This window comes from Paenibacillus taichungensis (assembly GCF_003287275.1).
GTDB classification, from domain to species: domain Bacteria; phylum Bacillota; class Bacilli; order Paenibacillales; family Paenibacillaceae; genus Paenibacillus; species Paenibacillus taichungensis_A.
This window is the reverse complement of the sequence record NZ_QEVW01000012.1, coordinates 290968-314511: the sequence shown is the minus strand read 5'-3', so window position 1 is coordinate 314511 and position 23544 is coordinate 290968. Positions and strand designations below refer to the sequence as shown.

General features: G+C 45.1%; 25 protein-coding genes and 1 riboswitch. Of the genes, 20 read left to right on the top strand and 5 right to left on the bottom strand.

Translation table 11 applies throughout. From position 1 onward, the window contains the following. Positions 1 to 45: 45 nt before the first annotated feature. Positions 46 to 1221 carry a M20 family metallopeptidase gene (locus DC345_RS19580; RefSeq protein ID WP_113054563.1) on the bottom strand — a complete coding sequence of 392 codons (1176 nt, stop codon included), beginning with the start codon at positions 1219 to 1221 and terminating at the stop codon, positions 46 to 48. Between the two features lie 182 nt (positions 1222 to 1403). On the opposite strand from DC345_RS19580, the gene DC345_RS19575 reads away from it, so the two are divergent. The 3 genes from DC345_RS19575 (at position 1404) to DC345_RS19565 (ending at position 4711) form a co-directional block, all read left to right on the top strand. Then, positions 1404 to 2861 carry an ABC transporter substrate-binding protein/permease gene (locus tag DC345_RS19575; RefSeq protein WP_113054491.1) on the top strand — a complete coding sequence of 486 codons (1458 nt, stop codon included), beginning with the start codon at positions 1404 to 1406 and terminating at the stop codon, positions 2859 to 2861. Next, positions 2848 to 3570, top strand: a complete 723-nt coding sequence (locus DC345_RS19570) for an amino acid ABC transporter ATP-binding protein (protein WP_113054490.1) — start codon at positions 2848 to 2850, stop codon at positions 3568 to 3570. The genes DC345_RS19575 and DC345_RS19570 overlap by 14 nt, the downstream gene beginning before the upstream one ends. Before the next feature lie 284 nt (positions 3571 to 3854). Continuing rightward, positions 3855 to 4052: riboswitch (cyclic di-AMP (ydaO/yuaA leader) on the top strand. Positions 4053 to 4054: 2 nt separating this feature from the next. Further along, on the top strand, positions 4055 to 4711 hold the full coding sequence (locus DC345_RS19565; RefSeq protein ID WP_113054489.1) for a 3D domain-containing protein: 657 nt from the start codon (positions 4055 to 4057) through the stop codon (positions 4709 to 4711). Between the two features lie 134 nt (positions 4712 to 4845). Here the strand turns inward: DC345_RS19565 and DC345_RS19560 are convergent, their stop codons facing one another. Further along, on the bottom strand, positions 4846 to 5634 hold the full coding sequence (locus DC345_RS19560) for a polysaccharide deacetylase family protein (RefSeq protein ID WP_113054488.1): 789 nt from the start codon (positions 5632 to 5634) through the stop codon (positions 4846 to 4848). A 168-nt stretch (positions 5635 to 5802) separates the two neighbouring features. Between DC345_RS19560 and lpdD the strand changes: the two genes are divergently transcribed. The 5 genes from lpdD to DC345_RS19535 all read left to right on the top strand — a co-directional run bounded on the left by lpdD (position 5803) and on the right by DC345_RS19535 (position 8734). Continuing rightward, on the top strand, positions 5803 to 6147 hold the full coding sequence (lpdD, locus tag DC345_RS19555; protein ID WP_113054487.1) for a prenylated flavin chaperone LpdD: 345 nt from the start codon (positions 5803 to 5805) through the stop codon (positions 6145 to 6147). Positions 6148 to 6276: 129 nt separating this feature from the next. Beyond that, positions 6277 to 6948: a PspA/IM30 family protein gene (locus tag DC345_RS19550; protein WP_024634017.1), complete on the top strand. Its 672-nt coding sequence runs from the start codon at positions 6277 to 6279 to the stop codon at positions 6946 to 6948. A 96-nt stretch (positions 6949 to 7044) separates the two neighbouring features. Next, positions 7045 to 7446, top strand: coding sequence for a DUF350 domain-containing protein (locus DC345_RS19545; RefSeq protein WP_090899776.1), 402 nt, complete (start codon positions 7045 to 7047; stop codon positions 7444 to 7446). 23 nt (positions 7447 to 7469) lie between these two features. Next, positions 7470 to 7976 carry a DUF4178 domain-containing protein gene (locus DC345_RS19540; protein ID WP_076289146.1) on the top strand — a complete coding sequence of 169 codons (507 nt, stop codon included), beginning with the start codon at positions 7470 to 7472 and terminating at the stop codon, positions 7974 to 7976. An 11-nt stretch (positions 7977 to 7987) separates the two neighbouring features. Beyond that, positions 7988 to 8734 carry a DUF4247 domain-containing protein gene (locus DC345_RS19535; protein ID WP_113054486.1) on the top strand — a complete coding sequence of 249 codons (747 nt, stop codon included), beginning with the start codon at positions 7988 to 7990 and terminating at the stop codon, positions 8732 to 8734. Positions 8735 to 8847: 113 nt separating this feature from the next. Here the strand turns inward: DC345_RS19535 and DC345_RS19530 are convergent, their stop codons facing one another. Continuing rightward, positions 8848 to 9138 carry a restriction endonuclease gene (locus tag DC345_RS19530; protein WP_076289148.1) on the bottom strand — a complete coding sequence of 97 codons (291 nt, stop codon included), beginning with the start codon at positions 9136 to 9138 and terminating at the stop codon, positions 8848 to 8850. Between the two features lie 173 nt (positions 9139 to 9311). Here DC345_RS19530 and DC345_RS19525 point away from each other — a divergent pair, with 173 nt between their 5' ends. Continuing rightward, complete coding sequence (locus DC345_RS19525) at positions 9312 to 10580, top strand: molybdopterin molybdotransferase MoeA (RefSeq protein ID WP_113054562.1); 1269 nt, start codon at positions 9312 to 9314, stop codon at positions 10578 to 10580. Between the two features lie 7 nt (positions 10581 to 10587). After that, positions 10588 to 11133, top strand: a complete 546-nt coding sequence (gene mobB / locus DC345_RS19520; protein ID WP_181586653.1) for a molybdopterin-guanine dinucleotide biosynthesis protein B — start codon at positions 10588 to 10590, stop codon at positions 11131 to 11133. Between the two features lie 181 nt (positions 11134 to 11314). On the opposite strand, the gene xerS is transcribed toward mobB, so the two are convergent. Further along, positions 11315 to 12421, bottom strand: a complete 1107-nt coding sequence (xerS, locus tag DC345_RS19515; RefSeq protein ID WP_113054484.1) for a tyrosine recombinase XerS — start codon at positions 12419 to 12421, stop codon at positions 11315 to 11317. 159 nt (positions 12422 to 12580) lie between these two features. Here xerS and DC345_RS19510 point away from each other — a divergent pair, with 159 nt between their 5' ends. Then, positions 12581 to 13069: a GNAT family N-acetyltransferase gene (locus DC345_RS19510; RefSeq protein WP_113054483.1), complete on the top strand. Its 489-nt coding sequence runs from the start codon at positions 12581 to 12583 to the stop codon at positions 13067 to 13069. Between the two features lie 153 nt (positions 13070 to 13222). After that, a complete protein-coding gene (locus DC345_RS19505) occupies positions 13223 to 14116 on the top strand; it encodes an aldo/keto reductase (RefSeq protein WP_113054482.1) in 894 nt (297 codons plus the stop codon). Positions 14117 to 14628: 512 nt separating this feature from the next. On the opposite strand, the gene DC345_RS19500 is transcribed toward DC345_RS19505, so the two are convergent. Then, positions 14629 to 15507, bottom strand: coding sequence for an aminoglycoside phosphotransferase family protein (locus DC345_RS19500; RefSeq protein WP_113054481.1), 879 nt, complete (start codon positions 15505 to 15507; stop codon positions 14629 to 14631). 347 nt (positions 15508 to 15854) lie between these two features. Here DC345_RS19500 and DC345_RS19495 point away from each other — a divergent pair, with 347 nt between their 5' ends. The 8 genes from DC345_RS19495 to DC345_RS19460 are packed head-to-tail and all read left to right on the top strand — an operon-like array spanning position 15855 to position 23504. Then, positions 15855 to 16130: a phosphopantetheine-binding protein gene (locus tag DC345_RS19495; RefSeq protein WP_113054480.1), complete on the top strand. Its 276-nt coding sequence runs from the start codon at positions 15855 to 15857 to the stop codon at positions 16128 to 16130. Then, positions 16117 to 17508 (top strand): hypothetical protein, encoded by a 1392-nt coding sequence (locus DC345_RS19490; protein ID WP_113054561.1) that lies wholly within the window; start codon positions 16117 to 16119, stop codon positions 17506 to 17508. Before DC345_RS19495 ends, DC345_RS19490 begins: the two co-directional genes overlap by 14 nt. Positions 17509 to 17530: 22 nt before the next feature. Continuing rightward, positions 17531 to 18637: a glycosyltransferase family protein gene (locus DC345_RS19485; RefSeq protein ID WP_113054479.1), complete on the top strand. Its 1107-nt coding sequence runs from the start codon at positions 17531 to 17533 to the stop codon at positions 18635 to 18637. Next, positions 18609 to 19784, top strand: a complete 1176-nt coding sequence (locus tag DC345_RS19480; RefSeq protein WP_113054478.1) for a radical SAM protein — start codon at positions 18609 to 18611, stop codon at positions 19782 to 19784. The genes DC345_RS19485 and DC345_RS19480 overlap by 29 nt, the downstream gene beginning before the upstream one ends. A gap of 58 nt (positions 19785 to 19842) precedes the next feature. Next, positions 19843 to 20826 carry an ABC transporter ATP-binding protein gene (locus DC345_RS19475; protein WP_113054477.1) on the top strand — a complete coding sequence of 328 codons (984 nt, stop codon included), beginning with the start codon at positions 19843 to 19845 and terminating at the stop codon, positions 20824 to 20826. Continuing rightward, a complete protein-coding gene (locus tag DC345_RS19470) occupies positions 20823 to 21632 on the top strand; it encodes an ABC transporter permease (protein WP_113054476.1) in 810 nt (269 codons plus the stop codon). The genes DC345_RS19475 and DC345_RS19470 overlap by 4 nt, the downstream gene beginning before the upstream one ends. A 24-nt stretch (positions 21633 to 21656) precedes the next feature. Beyond that, positions 21657 to 22448 carry an ABC transporter permease gene (locus DC345_RS19465; RefSeq protein WP_258530719.1) on the top strand — a complete coding sequence of 264 codons (792 nt, stop codon included), beginning with the start codon at positions 21657 to 21659 and terminating at the stop codon, positions 22446 to 22448. Positions 22449 to 22460: 12 nt separating this feature from the next. After that, entirely contained in the window at positions 22461 to 23504 is a 1044-nt protein-coding gene (locus DC345_RS19460) for a hypothetical protein (RefSeq protein ID WP_113054474.1), read from the top strand. Positions 23505 to 23544 lie beyond the last annotated feature (40 nt).

Here is a 23544-nt window from a genome sequence, read left to right as displayed (position 1 = left end):
CCTACAGAACACCCTACTGTTAATACGCAGCAGTTTGCGAAAAACTTAGCGACTTGCTTGCTTAAATTCTGTTTGAATGGTATGCAGCAATTCAGGCTGTGTAAGAACATCATAAGCAGTTGCAGCAATTGCCTTGGCTCCAAGTATCATACCATCCAGGGCCCGTTCCTGAAGCGCCAGATCACGGAATTCAATGGAATGAAGCGTATGAACTTCGTCCACAACACGGATATAAGGATGGATCGCAGGACAACGCAAGGATACGTTACCAATATCCATGGAACCATGGTCGTTACCACTCACGATCTCCTCTTGAGAAATGCCGAGTTCAAGCAGATTAGCACTAAAAGCAGCAGATAACGATTCATTCGTGACCATCTCATCATAGGAAGTCTCATAATTGGATGTAACAAGCCGGCATCCCGTTTGCAGAGCAGAACCTTCCGCGATCTGAATTACACGTTGAGTGAGAATATTCAACTCTTTTCTCGTTGAGGCACGTACATAGAATTGAGCAGAAGCGTAGTCAGGAATAATATTGGCTGCCTGTCCTCCGCTATTGATAACCCCGTGAATACGAACCGTGCTTTTCACTTGTTGTCGGAATGCATTAATGCCATTAAACGTCTGGATCACCGCATCCAAGGCATTAATGCCTTCATGTGGACTTGCAGCAGCATGTGAAGATTTCCCATGGAATTCAAATTGTACAGCATCAATAGCCAGGGAACTGCCAGATTTCTCATAGGCGTAATAAGGGTGCGCCATTAGTGCGACATCACAGTCATCAAACAATCCTGCTTCAGCCATAGGCACTTTGGCTCCACGCGTTTCTTCCGCTGGTGTACCGAACACTTTTAATGTTCCGCCGACTTCATCCAGTATGGACTTCAGACCTACCGCAGCTCCGAGGCTCATCATACAGATTAGATGGTGCCCACAAGCATGACCAATTTCGGGAAGTGCGTCGTATTCACATAACAGGGCAATAGTCGGGCCTGGTTTGGAAGCAACATACGTACCGATAAATGCAGTGTCCAAACCAAGGACAGGAGCTTCTACGGAAAAACCATGGTAGGCAAGTTCTTCTTTTAACCGAGCAGAGGCAAGGTATTCTTCGTTACCAAGTTCGGGATTGGCACCAATGTATGATGAAATCTCCTTAAAACGGGAAGCATATTGGTCAATAACAGTTAGAATTTGTGTTTTGGTATGTGTCATGGTGGACTCCTTAAGCAAAAATGAAAATAATTCAATAATTATATCATAGTTGCGGTTATTTTTCAGAAATGAGATGGAATCGAATCCTGTCGAAATGCATTGCATAATCATGCATTCTACTTTATAATGACTCAGGCATCAACAACAGAAAGCATACAAAGTATTATAAGGGGAGAACAGGGTTGAAATTGATTAGTCGTTACACCATGATGCTGCTAGCTTTTGTGGTCGTGCTAACTACGGTTGCACCTGTTGCGTTCGCAACGGGAACTACAAACAATTCAGGCAGTAAAAAGCTGGTGCTCGGTACAAGTGCCGATTTTGCACCATATGAATTCCATAAAGTGATTGATGGTAAAGACCAAATTGTCGGATTTGATATTTCGATTGCTAAAGAAATTGCTGCGGATCTTGGCGTAGAACTTGTAATAGAGGATATGGGTTTTGACGGACTTCTTCCTGCGTTGCAGAGTGGTCGTGTGGATATGGTCATCTCGGGAATGACGCCAACGGATGATCGTAGACAAAGCATTGACTTCTCCGATACCTATTATAAATCCAAGCAAGTCATCATGATTCGCAATGCGGATAAAGATAAATATCCAACCATGGCAGATCTGGAAAATGAAAAAATTGGTGTCCAAAAAGGCTCCATTCAGGAAACGATTGGCCAGGGAATCCCAGGCGCAAAACTGACAGCACTTGATAAAATATCTGATATCGTACTGCAATTGCAGACCAATCGTGTAAATGCTGCAATCGTTGAGGATACGGTAGCTGCCGGTTACCTGGATGATGTGATTGGATTAGCTCCGGCTATTCCGGATGAAGAGCAGGCCGAAGCGGCAATCGGGATTCGCAAGGGCAATACGGAATTGCTGAATGCAGTGAACGGGACGCTCGAGCGTCTGAAAAGCGAAAATAAAATCGATCAGATGGTTACTGAAGCAAGTAAGTTGATGGTAGAGAAAAGTAAACAAAACATTTTCGAAGTATTCTGGCAGTACAAAAGCTTTTATGCAACAGGTGTAGGTTACACACTCTTATTGTCTGCACTCGGTGTAATCTTCGGGGTAATTATCGGGTTGATCATCTGTCTGTTCCGTCTGCATGACGTCTCAATTCTGCGTTGGATCGGAACAGCTTACGTTGAGGTCATTCGCGGGACGCCAATGCTGGTACAATTGATGATTATCTATTACGGTGTTTCATTGACCTTTGGGATTAATTTCTCGGCTCTTCAGGCGGGGATTATCACACTATCCATCAATAGTGGTGCCTATCTGGCCGAGATTTTCCGGGCTGGTATTCAGGGTGTGGATCGAGGCCAGTTGGAAGCAGCTCGTTCCCTGGGAATGGGCAGAGGTGCGGCAATGCGCTTCATTGTGCTTCCACAAGCGTTCAAAGCGGTGTTGCCGGCGATCGGTAATGAGTTCGTGACCATTATCAAGGAATCCTCCATCATCTCAGTTATTGGTATGGTGGACATTATGTACCAAGCAAGTGTAGTCAAAAACATTACGTACCAAGGAATGAATCCATTCCTGATTGCAGCGGCCATTTACTTTGTGCTGACGTTCATTTTGTCCAAGCTGCTGGGTCGACTGGAAAGGAAGTTGAGTGCAAGTGATAGACGTTAGACAATTACACAAATCATATGGAAATAACGATGTGCTCAAGGGCATTAACGTAACAATTGGCAAAGGCGAGGTTGTCGTGGTCATCGGTCCGTCCGGATCGGGGAAAAGTACCTTCTTGCGCTGCCTGAATCTGCTGGAACAGCCAACTTCCGGTGAAATTAATTTCGAAGGTGTGTCGATTACTAACCCCAAACATAACATTAATGCAACTCGTGAAAAAATGGGGATGGTATTCCAGCATTTCAATCTGTTCCCGCACAAAACGGTGCAGCAGAACATTACGATTGCTCCCATTAAAGTGAAAAAACAATCTGCACACGAAGCGGAACAAATTTGCGCAGATTTGCTCAAGACGGTTGGCCTCTTTGACAAAAAAGACGCCTATCCAAATCAGCTGTCCGGTGGACAAAAACAACGGATAGCCATTGCAAGAGCTCTTGCGATGCAGCCGCATGTCATGCTGTTTGACGAGCCTACTTCAGCACTGGACCCTGAAATGGTCGGTGAAGTACTGGATGTCATGAAGCGGCTTGCAGAGGGCGGAATGACTATGGTAATAGTAACGCATGAGATGGGCTTCGCACGTGAAGTAGGAGATCGTATCCTGTTCATGGATGGCGGGGTAATTGTAGAAGAAGGAACGCCTGCCGAAGTGTTTGGCGAGCCCAAGCATGCACGTACACGTGACTTCCTTGCTAAAGTGCTCTAATCCATCCAAGTTATTAAGGATGAAGATTAGGATAAAAATGCAAAATCTATACTGCGTATGAGAATTTCATCACCTCATAGATCCCTGCCGACGACCCGTCGGCAGGGATTGTTTGTTATGGGAGGATACTTACAGATATACATAAAAAGTAACGTTTCTGTCATCAACGATATAAGCTCAAATAGACATTTTTTTGAAAAAACCGCTTGAATTCAGCAAAAGTATTGAAGTGAATTAGCGAGATGGTAACATTTACTACGACTCTTGGTTACAAAATTGTGATATATTTGTTCCTGCCGAAACTTCCGGAGTTGGGAGTGTGGGGGATGTAACGATGCAGAGTGTGCTTGGGGAAGATTCATTTGCACACGGCTTGGGGTGAATTAGGGCTACATAAAATTATTAATGTAATTGAACCTATAGGGTGGTTTCCTCCATCCGAATCCGACAACTAACTTCGCAGGCATAATGAGGGAGGAAGACCATGATTAACAAGAAACGTATAGCCAAAACAGCAACAGCTTTGCTGACAGCAGCAATGCTCATTCAGGCCGTTCCGGCTCATGCTGATTCAGTTCATGTGGCCAAAGAGGGGGATACCTTCTACACCTTATCCAAACAATATGGAGTTGGACTTAACGCTCTTATTAAAGCTAATAATGACATTTCAGCCTACAACATTTATGGTGGTTTGAAAATCACGATCCCTGGTAAAACAACGAACACAGCTTCTGCTGCAGCAGCTAAAACGGTAACTGCCGCAAGCCTTGACGTTAATGCAGATAGTAAAGTTGTACAAGCCTGGGGAAAAACGTTTGATTACAGCAAAACTGTTGACGTCAAAGCAACGGCATACTCTTCTGATGCTTCTGAAAATGGAGGATGGGGTGCTGTAGATTACTTCGGTAATCCGCTTGAACTGGGCACGATCGCAGTAGACCCGAGTATTATTCCATTGGGTACAAAGGTACTGGTGACAGGTCATACACATCCAGGACTGCCCAAACAGGCATTCGTCGCTACGGCTCGTGATGTGGGTGGTGCCATAAAAGGGCACAAGATTGATATCTTTATTCCTGGCAGCAAGCAATCCGTAAATACCTTTGGTATTCAGGATGTTGAACTTTACATTTTGAAATAAAATCAAAGCTTAGCTGCACATCATCATATGTGACTCCAACTACATCTAAATTAAACAATAAAGGGTGTTCTTCAATCACGATATCGTGATTGAAGAACACCCTTTTGTAAAATCCGACTTCTGAATTCCTTGACCTATTTACCCTTTGGCAGTTCCAGCATTTCGTCCAAAGTCACCAGCTCATACCCGCGGTTTCGCAATTCCTCGATAACTTCAGGCAACGCCTCGATGGACCCATTTAGCTTCGATCCTACACCTCCACCTGCATGCTGAAGCACAATGGAACCCGGTTTGACGGCGGACAGGATGTTTTGTTTGACTTCCTCTTTGGTGAGGCCCTTCCAGTCCAGAGAATCGACGTTCCAGTTCACAATGCTGTAATGTTGTTTAGCAGCCCATTGCAGCTGTTGCTCGTTAATGTCACCATAAGGTGGACGAATCATTTTGGGAGTGTAACCCACCAGATTTCGAATAATGTCCCCGGTATGTAAGATTTGTTTGCGAAATGCATTCATGGATAACTTACTGAACTCCGGGTGATTGTAGCTGTGATTGCCAACAATATGCCCTTCCTTCACCATGCGTTTCACTAAATCCGGATGTTTCTCAGCGCGATGTCCCACGATGAAAAACGTAGCCCGCACCTTATATTTTTTTAAAATATCCAGGACCTGCGGGGTGAAACGGGGATCAGGTACGTCATCAAAAGTCAGAGCAACCTTTTTTGTTGAGGGGCCATTGGTTTTGAACGTATCTGCATATTTCTGTCTGAGTTGTCCCAGCGTCAACTGTTCTTCTTCAGGAGAATCAGATTTCGAAGCAGGTTCGGTTTGCGGGCTTGAAGAAGCCCATAACTGAGCAGGAGCATAACTTCCTCCCAGAAGAATGACCATGATGGATAACATGATGAGGCGTATACGCATGTTCGTGCCTCCTTTTCCCAAATTGCGTTCTCTATGGTATGCCCGGGGCCATCCGTATTTATGCATGATGTGAGATGTTTCACTGCTGAATCATTAAATTGGAGCCATAATTCCACCATTACATATTACATATACATATTACATATTTAAAAGGACAGGTGGAGCAGGATGAGTACCTACGATTTAAACTCCGTTCGTTTACAGGTGATTGAGGCAGGGGAAGACAAAGTGTTTATGGTAACTGGAGGTAGATCACATATTGGAGCAGTAGCCACATTTTATCCAGACCGTGAACGAGTGAGTGGGGCTACAGTCCATATTCCAGGACATAAAGAACAAGAACTGTGTGAGAGATTAGCACGTAAGGCTGCCCTTCATTTAAAGGTAACCGTTACCGTAGTGATGGGGATTCACTTTGATGCAATTACGCGGATGCAGATTGATGAGATTGTGCAGACTGCAGAGAAACTGCTTGATGAAGAGCTGTGCCAAACGGGTCGATTGATTCAATAGTTCCATATAGGCTAGGCAGGCTAAAATCGTTTTTTATGATTTTTTTTGTTAAAATTGAAACGAGTAGAACATTGCCACGTATGTATGATTATATACAAGGATGAACTATCGACTAGGAGGAATACCATAATGTCCATTTTCAAAAGATTGCGCGATTTAACGATGTCTAACATTAACTCTATTATTGACAAGGCAGAAGATCCGATCAAGATGACGGATCAATATATCCGGGATATGCAGGAAGATTTGGAAGATGCGGAGAAAGCTGTTGCTGCTCAGATTGCCATCGAGAAGAAATTCAAGCAGCTGTTTGAAGAACAGGAAGCTCTCGTGAAGAAACGTGAGGAGCAAGCACATACAGCAGCGCGTGCACAGAATATGGATTTGGCCCGTCGGGCACTGGAAGAGAAGAAGGTCGCTGAAGAGAAGATGGCCGAATACAAAACAAGCTATGACCAAAACAAGGCTTCTGCCGATAACCTTCGTGGCAAGCTGGACGAAATGCGTAAACAATTGACGCAAATGAAAAATAAACGTGAAACATTGGTTGCGCGCTACAACGCGGCAAAAGCTCAAACCGAAATCAACAAGGCGCTGAACGGATTTGGCTCCGATACTGCAAGTGCCGGCATGAAGCGTATGGAAGAAAAAATGATGCAGATGGAAGCTCAGGCTGAAGCCAGCAATGAGATGTCGTCCAAAGGTAAATCACTGGATGATGAGTTCGAGAAGCTGGGCAAAGATCAGGCTGTTGAGGATGAACTGGCAGCGTTGATGAAGCAATACGAAAATAAGAACTAAAACCTTGTAAGCAAGCAGGGGCACCAGCGGAGGAGAGACCAGCGTTTCTCCTTCGCTTTTAATTGCGGTTCATGTTGAGATGTGGGGGCTATGTAAATGGATTTGAACATTTTGGCAATGCTGGTCTGGACGTTATCGGGTTCGGTTTTGCTGTTTGTCTTAATGTATGTGGATTCTTTATTCACGAAGTATAAGGATTTTGCCGAAGTCAAGGCGGGCAATATGGCCGTTACGACACGTATGGTTATGAAGCTGTTTGCTCAAGGGTATGTACTCGCTACCTCCATTTCGACAGCGGGTCATCTTGGAGAAGCGTTGCTGGTATCCGTTGTTTCCTTTGTCATTTTGTTGATACTGGAGAGTGTGGTTCACTTTATGATCCGGAGATGGGCTAACCTGGATCTGGATACAGGAATACAGCAGGGCAAGACAGGTTATGGTTTGTTCTCAGGTGCACTACATATCGTGGGCGCATTAATTATTGCAGCTTGTTTATAAGATAAAGAACAGGAGTAATGGGTATGAGTGTGTGGAAACGGATTAAAGGGATAATAGCCAAACCTGAACCGCCTAAGGTAGAGAAAACAATGCTTCAGCTGGCGCCTGGTGATATCTGTGAGGTTTCGCTGGTCACCTATGAAGTTGTTGGGCGGGTACATCATCGAGCGCGAAATGCAGCTGTCCTCACGTTGCAGGATGGCACGGCAATCCGACATTTGCATATTGAAGAACGGGAAATGACCCGGTATGCCCTCTATACACCAATTGATGGCCGTCTCGATGCACCAGATGAGGTGCCTACATTGCTGGATTTGGATGGACGTGCGTATCATCTGGAGGAAGAATACGGAGGAATGGTAACCACTGCAGGCAGGACACCCTATGGTCAGGCTGGGGAACAATTAGTATGGCAATATCAGTCTGATGATAACATGCTATTGCGTGTGGAGTGGCAAGACAGAAGATTTACGCTGTATGAGGGTGAGTCCATTCTTCCTGCGGATATCAAAGTGATTCGTTCGAGCTAGGAGAGGTTCCAATGAAAAAGCGCTTGGCACATGGATTAAAATTAATGCTGGTCCTCAGCCTTGTGATGTCCCTGCTGTCCGCGTGCGGAGCACCTTCCGTTCAGGACACATATCCGCTTGAATCGGTCAGCGGCAGTGGTAATACGACATCCTATGTGTACCGAGCTGCCGATCGCACCGTTCCAGAGGTTGCTCAGGAATTATCTGAACAGCGGAAGCCGGATCAGATCTCGGCGGAAAATACAGAGCGGATGTTCCTGGTGTATCAGGACCAGTATTATCATTTGCAGCAAGACCCGAATAACGCGGAAGACACCTTGGTTGAGGTGGATTCAAAGGAATATGTTCGGCAGAATTATGATTCGTCCTTTTTGCAAGGGTACTTAACCGCAACATTAATCGGTAATTTGTTTGATTCGTTCGGGGGTAGAGGGGCAGGTACGTATCGGGGGTATACGAACAAGGACACGTATAAGCCAAGGGAAGGATCCTATCGGACACCGACGAGCAGCGATAAAAAGGTTGCTCCCCCGATTACCGTTGACCGAAAAGGATCGATTACCCGTCGTGGCAGCGATAAGGATTCAAGCGTAGGCTCCGGTGGAGGATTATTCAGCCGGAATAAGGAACAAAGCAAAGGCACAATTGATCGTAATAAAAGTAGTGGCGGCCTTGGAGGATTATTTGACTCACCGAAGAGTTCCTATAAAAAGCCCAAAACGAGGGTTGGCGGCGGCCGAATTATGAGGCGTAGGTAGCACTTCTCATGAATGGGACCCGCAATATTAAAGCATTAGCAGAAGAACAGTGAAAAGGTAAGGTGGAGCGAGCTATGCCACTGAACATGACCTTGGATGCTGTTCTTTTTGTTTTACGATTTGCGGACATGATGAGACTTTCGAACACGAGGAATGGTTGTGGCAGGTTGTTTGCGAATCCAGCGGATATAAGGAGCGATGCGCTCATCTTTCCTTAGCGCCTGTATCTCGGTTAAACCTAAGGTAATAATATCGCGATTCGTATATAGAGAATGAATTTGTTTGTGGCAAGGGATACAGAGATCGGCAGTAGGCATGTGTGTTCCGCCCATTTCTTTAGGTGTCAGGTGATGAACTGTTGTCTCGACGGGCTCCCTTCCACATAATTCGCATCGTTGGTTCAATAAGATCAGCTCCTTTTCTCTTACATATTATGGACTGACGATTCGTCTTTCATGTGAATGGGATGTTGGAGAGTACTTGTCATGACCTAGCTTTCGGGCTACACTTTTTAAATATGAACAAATGACTCAGGGAGGTTCTATCACCATTGAAAATAAATTCACATTCAACGGATATGACGACTTCGAAATTTATCCGTAAAGCTATACAAGTAACGGATGCGCAGGCGAAAGTTGCTGCTCATGTCGGTTTGGGTTCAACAGAAAAAGTAACACTTGAGCAAGCACATGGTCGAACGCTTGCTGAGACGATTCATGCTCCCCATCCTTACCCATTCTTTCGTCGTTCCGGAATGGATGGATTCGCGATTCTGAGTTCGGATACGATTGAAGCATCCAGCGAGCAGCAGATTTGGCTTCGTATCATTGATGAAATTCCATGCGGGTATACATCGGATCTTACGATTACATCAGGTACAGCTGCTCGGATCATGACAGGAGCTCAGGTGCCGGAAGGTGCAGATGCTGTTGTTATGATGGAGATGACTGAAAGTAAAGAAGAGCATGGGGAACAATGGATTGCTCTTAAGCGCCATATTCAGCCTGATGCTAACATTACGCCAATTGGATTGGAAGTTCATGAGGGCCAATTGCTGCTGGAAGCAGGAACGATTATTCAGGCAGGTGAACAATCCGTGCTGGCGACATTCGGCGTAGGTCAAGTGCCTGTATACAAACGCCCCAAGGTAGCCATTTTTGCAACAGGTACAGAGTTGTTGGAGGTGGACGAGCCATTGCAACCTGGGCGTATTCGGAACAGTAACAGCTATATGCTTCGTTCTCTGGTCGTTGAAGCGGGGGGTGAGCCGGTTATGTATGGTTCGATTGCCGATGATGTAGATACGGCACGTATGAAGCTTACAGAAGCGCTTGAACATAATGATATGGTGGTCACAACAGGTGGGGTATCGGTTGGGGATTATGATATTATGGGTGACCTGGTTCGGGAAGGGAATATGGAGATGCTGTTTAACAAAGTGACCATGCGTCCCGGCAGTGTTACGACGGCTGCTGTGGTTAATGACAAGCTGCTATTTGCACTTTCGGGCAATCCGGGGGCTTGTTTTGTCGGCTTTGAGTTATTTGTTCGGCCAACGATTCGTACGATGCAGGCTGATGCTCATCCATATTTGGAAGAATGGACAGCGATATTGGATGATGACTATACGAAGGTCAACAATTTCACGCGCTTTGTACGCGGACGGACAGAGATACGAAACGGAAGGGTGTATGCTAAACCTTCAGCATCGCGTGTGGACGAATCCAGTGTCATGATTACTATTAAAGATAGCGACTGCCTGATCATTGTTCCGCCTGAGAAAAAAGGCATTCCTGCTGGTGAACAGGTTCAAATTCTCAGACTTCCCACGGGTCATGTCAGGTAGGTCATACATGTCTGAAATAAGCAGCAGTTCACCATATATCATGCAGATTGTTGGATATAAAAACACAGGCAAAAGCACCTTAATTGCTGCACTTACTCGCTACCTTACTTCTGCTGGACGAAGAGTGGCTGTAATTAAACATGATGGACATGATCATTTTGAGATGGATCACGAAGGAACCGATTCCTACGGCTTTGCTCAAGCAGGGGCCGATGCAGTCGTTGTTATGTCGGAGAAACGTACCGCACTCATTGAAAGACAAGCGACTTCGTTGGAAGACATGATAAAATATCTATCAGCGTACGACTGGATTCTCATTGAGGGATACAAACAAGCGCCATATCCCAAATTAGTCATGGTCCGTGAAGAAAAAGACTTTTCTCTGATCGAGACGTTACAGGATGTAATTGGGATTGTTTCATGGCTGGTGCATGATAAGAAAGAATATATGGAGGTAAGAGAGAACCTTGTTTGGCATTCTGTTCTTGAGACAGGGGATATAGCAAGATGGCTGGTTTCGCTTGAGTGTCACGAAGAAAAAAGAAAATTATGACGAAATAATTATTATGTAAACTAATGAAATGAAATGTAAGGAAAAGAGTATGTTTTATTAATTTTGCGAAGCAATAAATATGAAGAAGCGATCCTTTCAAGACATTCTCTTGGAAGAATCGCTTTTTTAAGTTACCTTGTAATGGATCTAATAAATCTGCATGCTGAGTTGCATCAATAGGCTACATCCCATCATCTGTACGTCGTTCAATCGCTTCAGACATCGTTTTATCCGTGAGGTGCGCGTAAATTTCGGTTGTTTCCGTAGAAGCGTGTCCAAGCTGTTCCTTCGTTTTATAGATATCATTTTGCAAATAATAGTCGGTCGCAAAAGAATGGCGCAATTTATGCACAGTCAGGTACGGCTTGCCAAATTGTTTGGCGTACTTCATGATCATGGCCTGTATGGCTCGTTTGGTCATCCGACTTCCTTCTGACTCTCCATTGCGAAGAGCGATAAACAAGCCTTTTTCCCGTTTGGGTGTGCGGTAACGTGACTGGCGCAGATTGATATAGGTTGCGAGTTCATCCTTGGCTTGTTCTCTAAAATACACTGGCGTCTTAAACGTCTCATCATTATTACCTTTGCGATATACATACAGCAGCTTATTGTTGAGGTCCAGATCATCCACGTTCAGGTTCACCACTTCAGATACACGCAGACCCGAATTCAGAATGAGGCTGGCGATGCAGGCATCTCGTTCTTTGTTTAGGTCATGCGAGTAAATCGCCTGTTTGTTCTTTTCCATATCCACGGCATATCCTTCAAGGATGTATCCGATAAACTCCAGTAACTCTTCTTCCTCCAGAAGTTTACCCTTTAGTTTGGCTGCTGTATCTTTGGGTTTATGGGTACGTTTGATCTCAATCTTCGCCATAATATTTCGTTTCAGCAGGGGGTAGAAATCTTCGTCTTCCGCAATCTGACTTAAATAATGAAAGAGTGAACGCAGAGAAGAAAGCTTGCGGGAAACCGTGATTCTGGAGTTGGCTCCTTCACGCTTGGTGGCCAAAAATAATCGATATGATGTCACTGATTCCATTCGAAGGACTTCCAGTTCAAGCAATGTAACTTCCTTATTGGAGCTTGCTTCGGATAATCCTTCCGCGCGTAACCAGCCAAAGAAGGCTTCATAATCCCTTAAATATTCAAGCAAAGTTGAAGGAGATAAATCGGGTAATTTATAGTCAATGAATTGCTGAACGAACCAAGGCATGGAAGGCAGTTTGTCATCCAGCTTGCGTCGGTCAATCTCTTTTTGCACATTGGTCAAGTTCGGCACCCCCATGTTAAAATAATTTCTAAAATATGCTATATCCTAGTTTACCATATTTAGATCGTCACAGCCTGTTCACGGAACCGGAATAACACACATCTATCTTCCTTGCCCTTGGCGATGTAAAGCTTTAAAGTATGAGTTATAAGTAGAGCAGAGGAGGTGAACCGGATGAAGATAAACATAGAGCTGGTTCCCTGGGAACGCAGTCAGGTGATTCGGCACTTAATGCAATTTTATCTGTATGATTTTACCAAATATTTGAATATTGATGTGGATAGTAACGGTATTTTCCCGGAGTATCCCGGATTGGACGCGTTTTGGTCAGAGGAAGACCGGAAGTTTCCTTTTTTGATTACGAGTGATGAGGCACCATCAGGGTTTGCATTAGTAGAGCGTTGTGAACCAGGCGGCAAAGATAATGACTACTATTTGACCGAGTTTTTTGTAATGCAAAAATATCGGCGTAGTGGAGTGGGCACCCGGGCAGCTTATGAGCTGTTTGGACGTTTTCCAGGAAGGTGGAAAGTAACCCAGGTTCGCAACAATGTCATTGCTCAGGCATTCTGGCGAAAAATCATAGGGGAATATACGGGAGGACGCTTCCGTGAGAAATTTCATCCTGAACTGGGGAACCCGAGTCAGTTTTTCGTAACCTGATTCAACGGGTGTATCCGTGTTGGAGTAAATAAAGTAAGATGAACAAGTGGGAGTAATACCCAACATAAGGGTAATACATACCGAGGACTACTTTGTACTATATGAACTTTCATTATCTGTAACCAAATTCACGAAGCTTGGAGGAAATGATCCATGGAACTGCGTAATTACGGAAACACTGGCATGAAAGTAAGTACACTTGGGTTTGGTGGAGCGGAGATCGGCAAGAACGTATCCAAAGCAGATGTAGAAACATTGCTTAACAGTGCGTTGGATGCAGGGTTAAACGTCATTGATACGGCTGAATGTTATGGGGATAGTGAAGAGTTAATTGGAGACGTGCTATCACATCGCAGAGACGATTATTATTTATTTACCAAATGTGGACATGCCGCTGGGATAGATGGCCCAGATTGGGACGCCAAAGTATTAGAGCAGACGATTGACCGTAGTCTTCGTAGACTAAGAACGGAATACGTTGATGTAATCCATCTTCATAGCTGCTCTGAAGAAGTACTTCGGCAAGGAGCAGTCATAGAAGTGCTGCAACGAGCCAAGGAAGCCGGGAAAACAAGATTTATTGGATATAGTGGCGATACGACAGATGCACTTTATGCGATTCAGACAGGTGTGTTCGACAGCTTGGAAACCTCGCTGAACATTGCCGATCAGGAAGCCATCGATCTGACGCTGCCAGAAGCGAGAAAGAGAAATATGGGTGTTATTTCCAAACGCCCCATTGCCAATGCGGCATGGACGTATGACTCGCTTCCGGAAGAAGCATATCCCTTTGTATACTGGAAGCGCTTGAATGAACTTGGTTATGGATTTCTGAGCGAAGATGCACAATCAGCCGTTGAAACGGCATTACGTTTTACGCTCAGTACAGAAGGGGTAGACACGGCAATTGTGGGTACAGCCAAACCTAACCGTTGGCAGCAAAATGCCGATCTTGTCGCCAAAGGAGCTCTGAGTAAGGAGTTATACGACGAGATTAGAGAACGGTGGAAAGAAGTAGCGGGAACTGATTGGACTGGACGAACTTGATTCTTTCAGCTATAAAATTAGCGTGATTATCCCAAAGTCGCCTCAAAGGCGGCTTTTTTTATTCGCAACAACCTTATATTTTCACTATATGAAAAATTCATAACAATAAAAGATAAAAGCGTATTAGCTATATCTATGGAGAGGGGGGGGTTCCTCCAGATTTCCATCCAAGAATTAAGGGGGAATTTAATCGTGAAACTTCAAACATCAACTCAATGCACCCTGTCTTCGCGCACTATATTATTATTTCAGTATATGAAAAATTCACAATAGAAAGATCAATTTACGCTCCCCAGTTCATATATGCATCTCCACCACATCATCACACCAGCCCGTTATAACGAACTGCTTTATCCTAAGCTCAATGTCAACACTGATTTGTAATTAATATTGCAAGATTTAGGGGTTAAATGGGATGGCTGAAATAAATGCAAAACAAATCTACGGATAAGCAAAAATAAATCCCTATGCGAGGCTGTGCGCCCGCGTAGGGATTTGTTAGGCTCATATACTTAGAGCGATTTATAGTCACGAATAATGACATCTATGACATGCTTTCCCCAATTCGAGGCTTCCGAGCCTTGTTCATTCCAATCGTAGGAGATGAGTGCTTTCCACAAAGCCCAACCACGGGCACGATCAACCGTGTCTTGGTCAACATTCATGCAGCTTAGGAATATCTCACGACTTACATCATCAAAAAAGTTCCAGGCCATCACAAGATCACTGGAAGGATCGCCCACGCCCATAGTTCCAAAATCAATAACTCCGCATAATCGTCCATCTTGCACGAGCAGATTACCTACTGCAACATCACCATGCAGCCATAACGGTGCAGCTTGATATTTCGTTGCCAGAGCAAGCTCCCATATTTCAGTCATGAGTTTTGTATCGTAATGGCCAGATACCTTTTCAATTACGGTCCTTGTATCTGTATCATAAACCGCTAAGTTCCCACCGCGATGAAAATTTTGAATGCCTGCGGGTATGCCATGACTACCATCAATGGCTTCGAGTTCTCTCAGAAATGTAGCGAGTTCTTCGGCAAAAACGCTTAGGTCGAGTACGTTGATATGCGTGACAGTCTCGCCTGCAATCCATTGGTTGATTGACCAGGGAAGGGGATAGTCATCCGAAGGTTCACCTTTTGCAATGGGAGCTGGAATGGGCAAGGACAGCTGAGGTTTGAAAACTGGAAGCCACTTCAGTTCTTTTTCTACAGCAGAGGCGTAACGTTCGTGACTTGGTAAACGAATCGTCATTTCGTCACCTAATCGATAGGTACGGTTATCATGCCCGCTTTTTTCTACAGGTGTTATCGTTAAGCCTTTCCACTTCGGAAATTGACTATCGATTAATTGACGTACCAATTCAATCCTAATTTCAATCACGTTCTCGCCTCCTTTTCTATTAATGGGTGGATTCTAACGTTAGTACATAAATTTTAACAATTTGTCTTAATCTTATCAAAGGGAGAAAATCGTCTAAAATGAAATGCGGAAAGCCGACGCTGGGAAGCCGCTACAATAGCGGTTTTATAGTTGCTGGAAGCCTGGTTGGGAGTGCGAAATCACAGGTTTTTATCCCTTGACATAAAATGTCATTATAAAGATAATAATTGTAACTTTGGAAGAGGGAGGAGAAAATCAGACCCAAACCAGGTTTGTTTTGAATGGCATATGTAAGCGTAATAATTTCGGTTGTACCCACAATTATCACACTTTAAAGGAGTGTAGTTATGTACGATAAAATCGTAGATATTTTGTGCACTATCAAAGAAGACCAACCGGAACTACGCCAATCCCTGTCCCCAGCAACGGAACTCAATAACGATATTGGTCTCGATTCCCTGCAAATGATTCAGTTTATGCTCAAAGTCGAGGATCAGTTAAACGTAATCATTGACTATGACGAATTTGATTATGAGCATCTCCAGTCGATCGATACATTTATGACATTTCTGAAAAGCTGCCAGTCGCAAGAGCAATCATTGTATGAAGATGTCCAGAAGTGAGGCCAGGGGGGTTCCAGCGATCGTTATGGGGACGTTTGACCCCGAAACGAGATGGAGAGATCCGAACTTAGCCAAGTTACCCGCCATGCCTGATCAGGACCGGGAAACCATTGTCCTATGTATGGACGAGCTGTTATTTCCATTTTGCGAGCCTGACGATATCCACTACACCCGCTGCAAAATCGATCCAAAACTGTACGAGTATCTGAACGGGTTAGGTTTTTCTTTTCATAACCGTTACCACTTTGATTTGAACGATGAGAAGAGCTACCTACCGGAACCGGACGTATTCAAGCAGTGCATGTTCAGTCTTGCTTCAGACAGTCGACAGTGTGAAGAAATATTGACCCACAACGTAAAACATCTATCTCCATATGCCATTACGGCTGATACAGCGCGGTACATGCATGTTGCTGGATCATTGGGTTCTTTGCCGGACCTTGAGACGGTTAAACATGTGAATTCCAAATTCTACTCCAACCGACTCCTGACCAAAATCGGAGAGCAGTGTTATGGTACGGAAGTGAATAGTGTAGCAGAAGTACAGGCTGTCGGAAACACGTTGCTGAAGCGAGGGGCGTATTTGCTAAAAGATCCATTTGGCGTTTCCGGCAAGGGCAACCTGCTCATTGAAAATGAAGCCATGCAGCGAAGGATAGGAGAGCACCTGGAAAAGCAGGAGAGAAGGGGGATGCGCTCGCAATTTCTACTGGAACCACTACTGAGAAAAGAACTTGATTTCAGCTCACACTGGTTCATTCATACGAACGGTGAGAGGGAGTTTCTTTCGGTTCAGCGCATGTTGAATCAGCAGCAGAATTACGGCGGTTCTATTAGAGCAGATGAAGTTTTGCTTCTTCTGCTGGAGAACGCGGGTTATTTCGATACAATGGAAAAGGCACTTCGGATATTATTTGAAGATGGATACCATGGTTTCGTTTGCTTCGATTCCATGATTCTGGAGGACGGGGTTATCGTGCCCATTGTAGAGATTAACGCCCGCCAATCCATGGGTCTTATTAATACTTACCTTGACAAAGGATGGGAAATGTACGGCTACAGTGGCCTGCTTACCTTTCTGTCTCTCGGTCTACCTGAAGGCTTCACATTTGAAAGTCTGATGGACACTCTGCATGTATCTGGTCTTCTATTCAGAGGGCAAGGTAAGTATGGAATTGTACCTATTTCCTCTAACACCTTAATGGTGAATGGTATTATGACCTCTCGGCGAAAATCCGAGGGAATTCAGAGTCATCGCGGAATGCCGAAGGGACGACTGTATATCTCGGTGGTGGGCCGTGACGAAGAACATCGCAGTGAACTGATCGTAAGCCTGAGGCAGGTACTCGCCGACTTGTCCATTAAAGTGTACAACTAAATCTGTAATGCGGAGGCTGCGCATGAATTCATCTTCGGTTACCCTGCTTGCTTCGGGCAATTCGCTTGGTGCATACATTCCGGCTATGCATCTGCATACGTACCTGCAAGATAGAGGTGTTAAAACAGGCATTCACGTGCTGGAGAATCTGTATCATGAAGAAATCAGGTCCAAGATTAATTCTACCAAAAAAGCATTTCATGCCGATTTCTCCGTTGCCCTTATGGGACATAAGCTGGCCAAGCCTGTAGATTCTTCCCTAAATGAAGCAGAAGTTCAGTTCCTGTTGGAATCCTGGTTACGTGATGGCGTGTCCCAGTTTGCTGTGTTTACCGGTTTTTGGCTCCCGATCCTGGAGAGGTACAAATCCATTGCGCACACGTCTCTGGATATTCAACTGATCCGTTTGGATGCGTGCGATACGCCATCGTTTAAAGTACACAAGTCCTTGTATCCGGATTACGATAATGTCTGGCTTTACGAGCCTTCAAGGTTGTCTCCAGATTGCTATATTGCCTCAGATGAAAAGGAGCTCCTGCCTTATGCACAGCGTGACGGACGCATTTTGATCCATGGCGGCGGCTGGGGGATAGGAACGTACGCGTCAACGATTAGTGAGCTTCGCCAACTTGGTTATTTGCTGAATGTGATTGTCTACGATGCTTCAGAGGTGGAGGAGGACGATGGAAGCACACGCTACTTCGGTACAGATGCTTCATGGAATCCGTGGAGTCGGGATGCCCAAGGGCGGCATTCGTTTCCACCAATGAACCGATATGTGCGTGAAGAAGGCATTCTTCGGGCAATTCCGCTGCGTAATTACTCTGATTACACGGATATGATGCGCAATTGCGCTGCTATTATCAGCAAGCCTGGAGGAGCAACATTGAACGATTCGTTGTCCTACGGAATACCTTTTGTTATGTTGGAGCCTTTCGGCGACCATGAGCTTCAGAATTCAAACTATTGGCAGTCTTGTGGTTTTGGTATCCGGTTCGCAGAATGGAAAGCCCTACACTACTCGGAACAACATCTCGAAGAGCTGTACAGACGTTTGCTGGAGCAGCGATCAAAAATCAATCATTTGGGGAGGAAAACGTATGCAGCCGAAAACAGCAGTTACGTTTGATAAGCTGACATTCCAAAATATGAAAAGAACCCTCGTTCCGCTCGCAGAAACGGGAAGGAAACGCCGGGAGGACCCGACGTATGCCGCGCCCGTGCCTTATGAGATCGGAATCAAGCTTAATAACGGCTGTAACCTGCGCTGCAAGCATTGTTTTGAATGGAATCCAGATGGTTTTCATCACGGCTTTGCCAGTGAAGTGAAGAGAGACGAAATCGAGATTCCCGTCGTGGAGAAACTGCTCGCCGAAACGAGAGAACGCAAATCACGTGTGTTCCTGTGGGGCGGAGAACCGCTATTTTACTCCAAGTTCGATGAACTGGCAGAACTGCTGGCCAAGGAAGACCGGCATACGACCATTTGTACAAACGCGATTCTCATTGAACAAAAGCTGGATTCCATTTTGAAAATGTCTAAGAATTTAGTCATGCTGGTTAGCCTGGAAGGATTCGAGAAGGAGAATGACGCGATTCGGGGCAAAGGCACATTCAAAAAAGTAATTCATGCCATACAGCTGCTGCTGGATCTTCAAAAGCAGGGCTTGTACAAAGGTAAAGTGTCCGTTGCTCTGACCGTAAATGACCAGATGGTTGATCAGCTGTATAGCTTGATGGAATTCTTTGAAGAGTTGGGCGTTGATTCCGTGTACTTCTGCTTCCCATGGTACATCCCTTCCGATACGGCGGAAAAAATGGATACCTACTTTGATGCGCACTTTCCGCACCTTGCCTCCCGCTTTGCAAGCGACCACAAGAACAGCTGGCACTCGTTCACTTTTCACATTTCACCAGATCGTTACGATACATTAATTGAGGAATTTAAACGAGTCAATTCACGAGTGTGGAATGTACGTATCCGCTATCAGCCTGCGTTGGAGCCCGAAGAAGTAGAAGGTTTTATTCGAGGTAGTGAAAAGCCGGCTATGAATCGGACCAAGTGTTTCTCGATCTCGAACCGGATGGACGTGATGCCAGACGGTAAGGTCAATCCATGCAAATTTTTTCCGGAATTCAGTGTTGGTAATTTATATGAAGAAAGTGTGGCCGATATTTTTCATGGTGAGGATCTGCGAAAACAACGCGAGATTCTAGCCTGCGGTTTGACACCGATTTGCTCCAAATGTGTGCTTCTGTATAACAACGGAGTTTAATCGCTTTAACTTTAAGCACCAATAAGGGAAAACATGCAATCATTCAGGAGGAGCGGGGATGGACTTTATCCGTGTACGAGAACTGCACAAATCGTTTGTATATTACCGGAAAGAAGCAGGACTCAAACATTCACTGAAAAACTTGTTTGCTCGCAAATCACTTGTGAAGGAAGCGGTTAAATCCGTTTCCTTTGATATCGGCCCTGGGGAGTGCGTTGGATTTCTGGGTCCGAACGGAGCAGGTAAAACCACGACGCTCAAAATGTTGTCGGGTATTCTATATCCCACAAGTGGAGAAGCCGACGTCCTTGGTTATGTACCTTGGGAGCGAAAGAACGAGTTCAAACGGCTGTTCTCCATTGTAATGGGTCAGAAAAATCAACTTTGGTGGGACCTTCCGGCCAGCGATTCGATTTATTTGAACAAATGTATTTATGACGTCGAGGATGATCTCTATCGTCGAAGTCTTGCCGAACTATCAGAGATGCTTGATGTGCAAGACTTGCTGGATGTACAGGTTCGCAGGCTGTCCTTGGGCGAACGTATGAAAATGGAGCTAATCGCAGCTCTAATCCACCGACCAAAGCTGCTGTATCTTGACGAGCCAACGATCGGCCTGGATTTCCCTTCGCAGAAGAGGGTGCGGGAATTTCTGAAATATTATAATGAGCAGTTTGGTGCCACGGTTCTGCTGACCAGCCACTACATGAAGGACGTAGAGGACCTGTGCAAACGGACAATCATCATTAACGAAGGAAGTCTTCTGTATGACGGAGATCTTCATAAGATTAATGATCTGTTTGGCGAGCATAAAATTGTAAAGTTGCAGTTCTCGGAGCCGGTTGCCGAGCAGCGTCTGGCCAAATTTGGGAAAATGATCAGCGCAGACGAATACAGTGTTGTTCTGGAGCTGCCCAAACACCGTCTAAAAGAAGTGTCGCGTGCTGTGCTTGATTCGTTTCCAATCGTTGACTGGACGATTGAGGACGTACCGATCGAAGAGAGTATCTCCATGCTCTACCAAAAGGAATCGGTCGGATGACTGGACGCAAATTGTATACGGCTGTTTTTTCGATGGGTGTGCAGCAATCGATGGAATACCGATTTCACTTCTTTCTCGGTCTTCTCGGAGCTGCGTTTCCGATTCTTGTTCAATATTTTATATGGACAGCGGTGTACCAACATTCCGGCGAAACGGCGCTATTCTCGTATTCATATAATCAGATCATATTGTATACAATCTTGGCTGGCCTGGTATCCAAACTGATCGCCACCCAGTTCGAGCACCAGATCGTCGATGATATCAAGAACGGCGGCCTCAACAAGTATTTGATCAAACCGGTTAGTTACTTCGGATATCGGCTAGTATCCTTTTTCGGACAGAAGGCGATCTATTACGGCGTTACCGCTGTGCTGCTCGTCGGGATTATCTGGATCTCATCTGCAGGTGGTGTGCTTGAGTTCCAGATCATACGGCTGATCTTGTTCGTAGTTACGTTGTCGGCGGCGCTATTGCTCAATTTCTTGATTTCCTACTGCATCTGTGCAAGTGCTTTTTATCTGAACGAAATCTCTTATTTTTTCGTCATTACGAGTCTGCTTGTGAATATTCTGAGCGGAGGTATGTTCCCGTTGGAGATTTTTGGGGATTCGATAGTGGAGGCACTTCAGTACACGCCGTTTCCGTATACCATTTATTTTCCAGTCAATGTACTTAGCGGCAAAACGGAAGTGGCGGCGATGTATCAAGGATTGCTCATCCAGTGCGGGTGGATACTTCTGTTTTTATGGCTATCTCGTCTCACGTGGCGCATATCCATGAAGAAATATTCAGCGGTTGGGGGGTAGCGGAGATCCCATATGTTTAGAACCATGAGAAAATACGCACATTTGTATGGTATGTTCATCAAAAATTGTCTCATTGCCCAGATGGAGTTTCGGGGCAATTTCATGATGAGCCTGCTGGTGGAATCCGTCTACCTGCTCGCCAAACTGTTATATGTACTCGTTGTGTTCCGCACCGATCTTCACGTCGACGGCATACCGCCAGAAGGGTTGCTTCTATTTATAGGCATGCACACCGTGGTGACAGGAATGTATGTCGGGCTGTTTTTCACCAATTTTACGAAAATTCCGGAATATATTAAGGACGGGTCACTTGATCTAATGCTAACGAAGCCGGTTTCTCTTCAATTTATGGCTTCCTTGCGTTATGTCGATCTGGCGCTGCCAATCCCTGATATTTTAGTTGGTTTCGTCATGATTGGCATTGGCTGGCATGCTATGGACATACCTCTGACGTTTCTCCAGCTTGCTGGATTTGTGTTGCTGTTATTCGTCTCTGTTATCATCACATACTGTCTAATGATTATCCCTGCATTGCTGTCATTTCGATTCGTTCAGACGGGCTCTGCATCGGAGATTGCCCATTCCGCCTGGGACGCCAACAATTTTCCAATGGCAATATATCCAACTTGGGTCCGGCGGATCGGTACCTTTGCCATTCCACTGTTCCTGATTACCAATTTCGGACCGATGTTCCTGCTAGGACAGCTCAGCTGGCTCTATACAGGACTGGCGCTGGTCGCTTCGCTCATACTCTTCACAATTATACGATTGCTCTGGAAACAGGCTGTGAAGGGATATAGTAGTGCAAGCAGTTAAGGGGGAGAAAGAATGAATGCCGTACAGCTGCCGGTGTTAAATCCGCCGCTTAAAGGATTTCTGCGCTGGGCTTACACGCTTTCGATTACCAGTGCACATGAGGAAACGATTCCTTGGTATTACAGTAATTTCATTCAGTTGTCCTGCAAGAAAACCTTTCTAGAGGATGGCAGACAGTTTTATATCGATTTTTTTCGGGGCAAACCCAACGAACTGAATTTCAACAATCCATTTCTGCTCACATGCTCTGTGAATTATACGATTTTGGAGCATTTGGCGCTGGACGCCTGGCCCCAATTTTTCGCGGATCAGATTCGCAGCGGCTATTATTGTGTCGTATTTTTGGACGAAGCCAAGCTACCGCCAGCGGCGGCCTATCAGCAGGAACCGTTTCCTCATCATCTTTTTCTATACGGTTTCCATTGGGAGAGACGTGTTTTTGATGCTTCCATGTTCGACCACACGGGAGTGTACCAAAATGTACAGATTCCGTTCACGGAGTTCCTGGATGCTGTCCAATCCATGAGACATCTGCTGAGAGAAGGGCTTACCGCGGATCATCACACTTATTTTTACAAATATGAGCCGCATTCTCCTTATCCTTTTGATAAAATTGTAGCACTCGACCAACTGCATGATTACCTGAACGGAGAAACTCATCTGAATCGCATTAATTACATTCCTGATGACGAACAGGCTTTCGGAATTGACGTCTACGACTATTTGCAAATGTACTATGATGCGGTAGAGAGCAACGATCCTCGTCTTGGTGACCGTAATGATGTGAGGCATCTTCATGTGCTCTGGGAGCACAAAAAAATGATGAGTGAACGGATTGCCTACTTGATAGATGAGGGAGTGATTCCCTACGACGAAGAACTGGTGAATGGTTATCAGGATATAACCACCAGGGCAATGAAGCTAAGGGATCAATACATCCGTCATGAAATTCGTGAAGACAAAGCCGTGTTTGCGAAGGTAAAACTCCGGTTCGAGCAATTCCGCAAGGAAGAGCCCGTTCTGCTGCAAAGACTGATTTCATTGCTCGAAAAGTAAATAAAGAAGGCTATTCCTTTGGGAGGAACAGCCTTCTTTA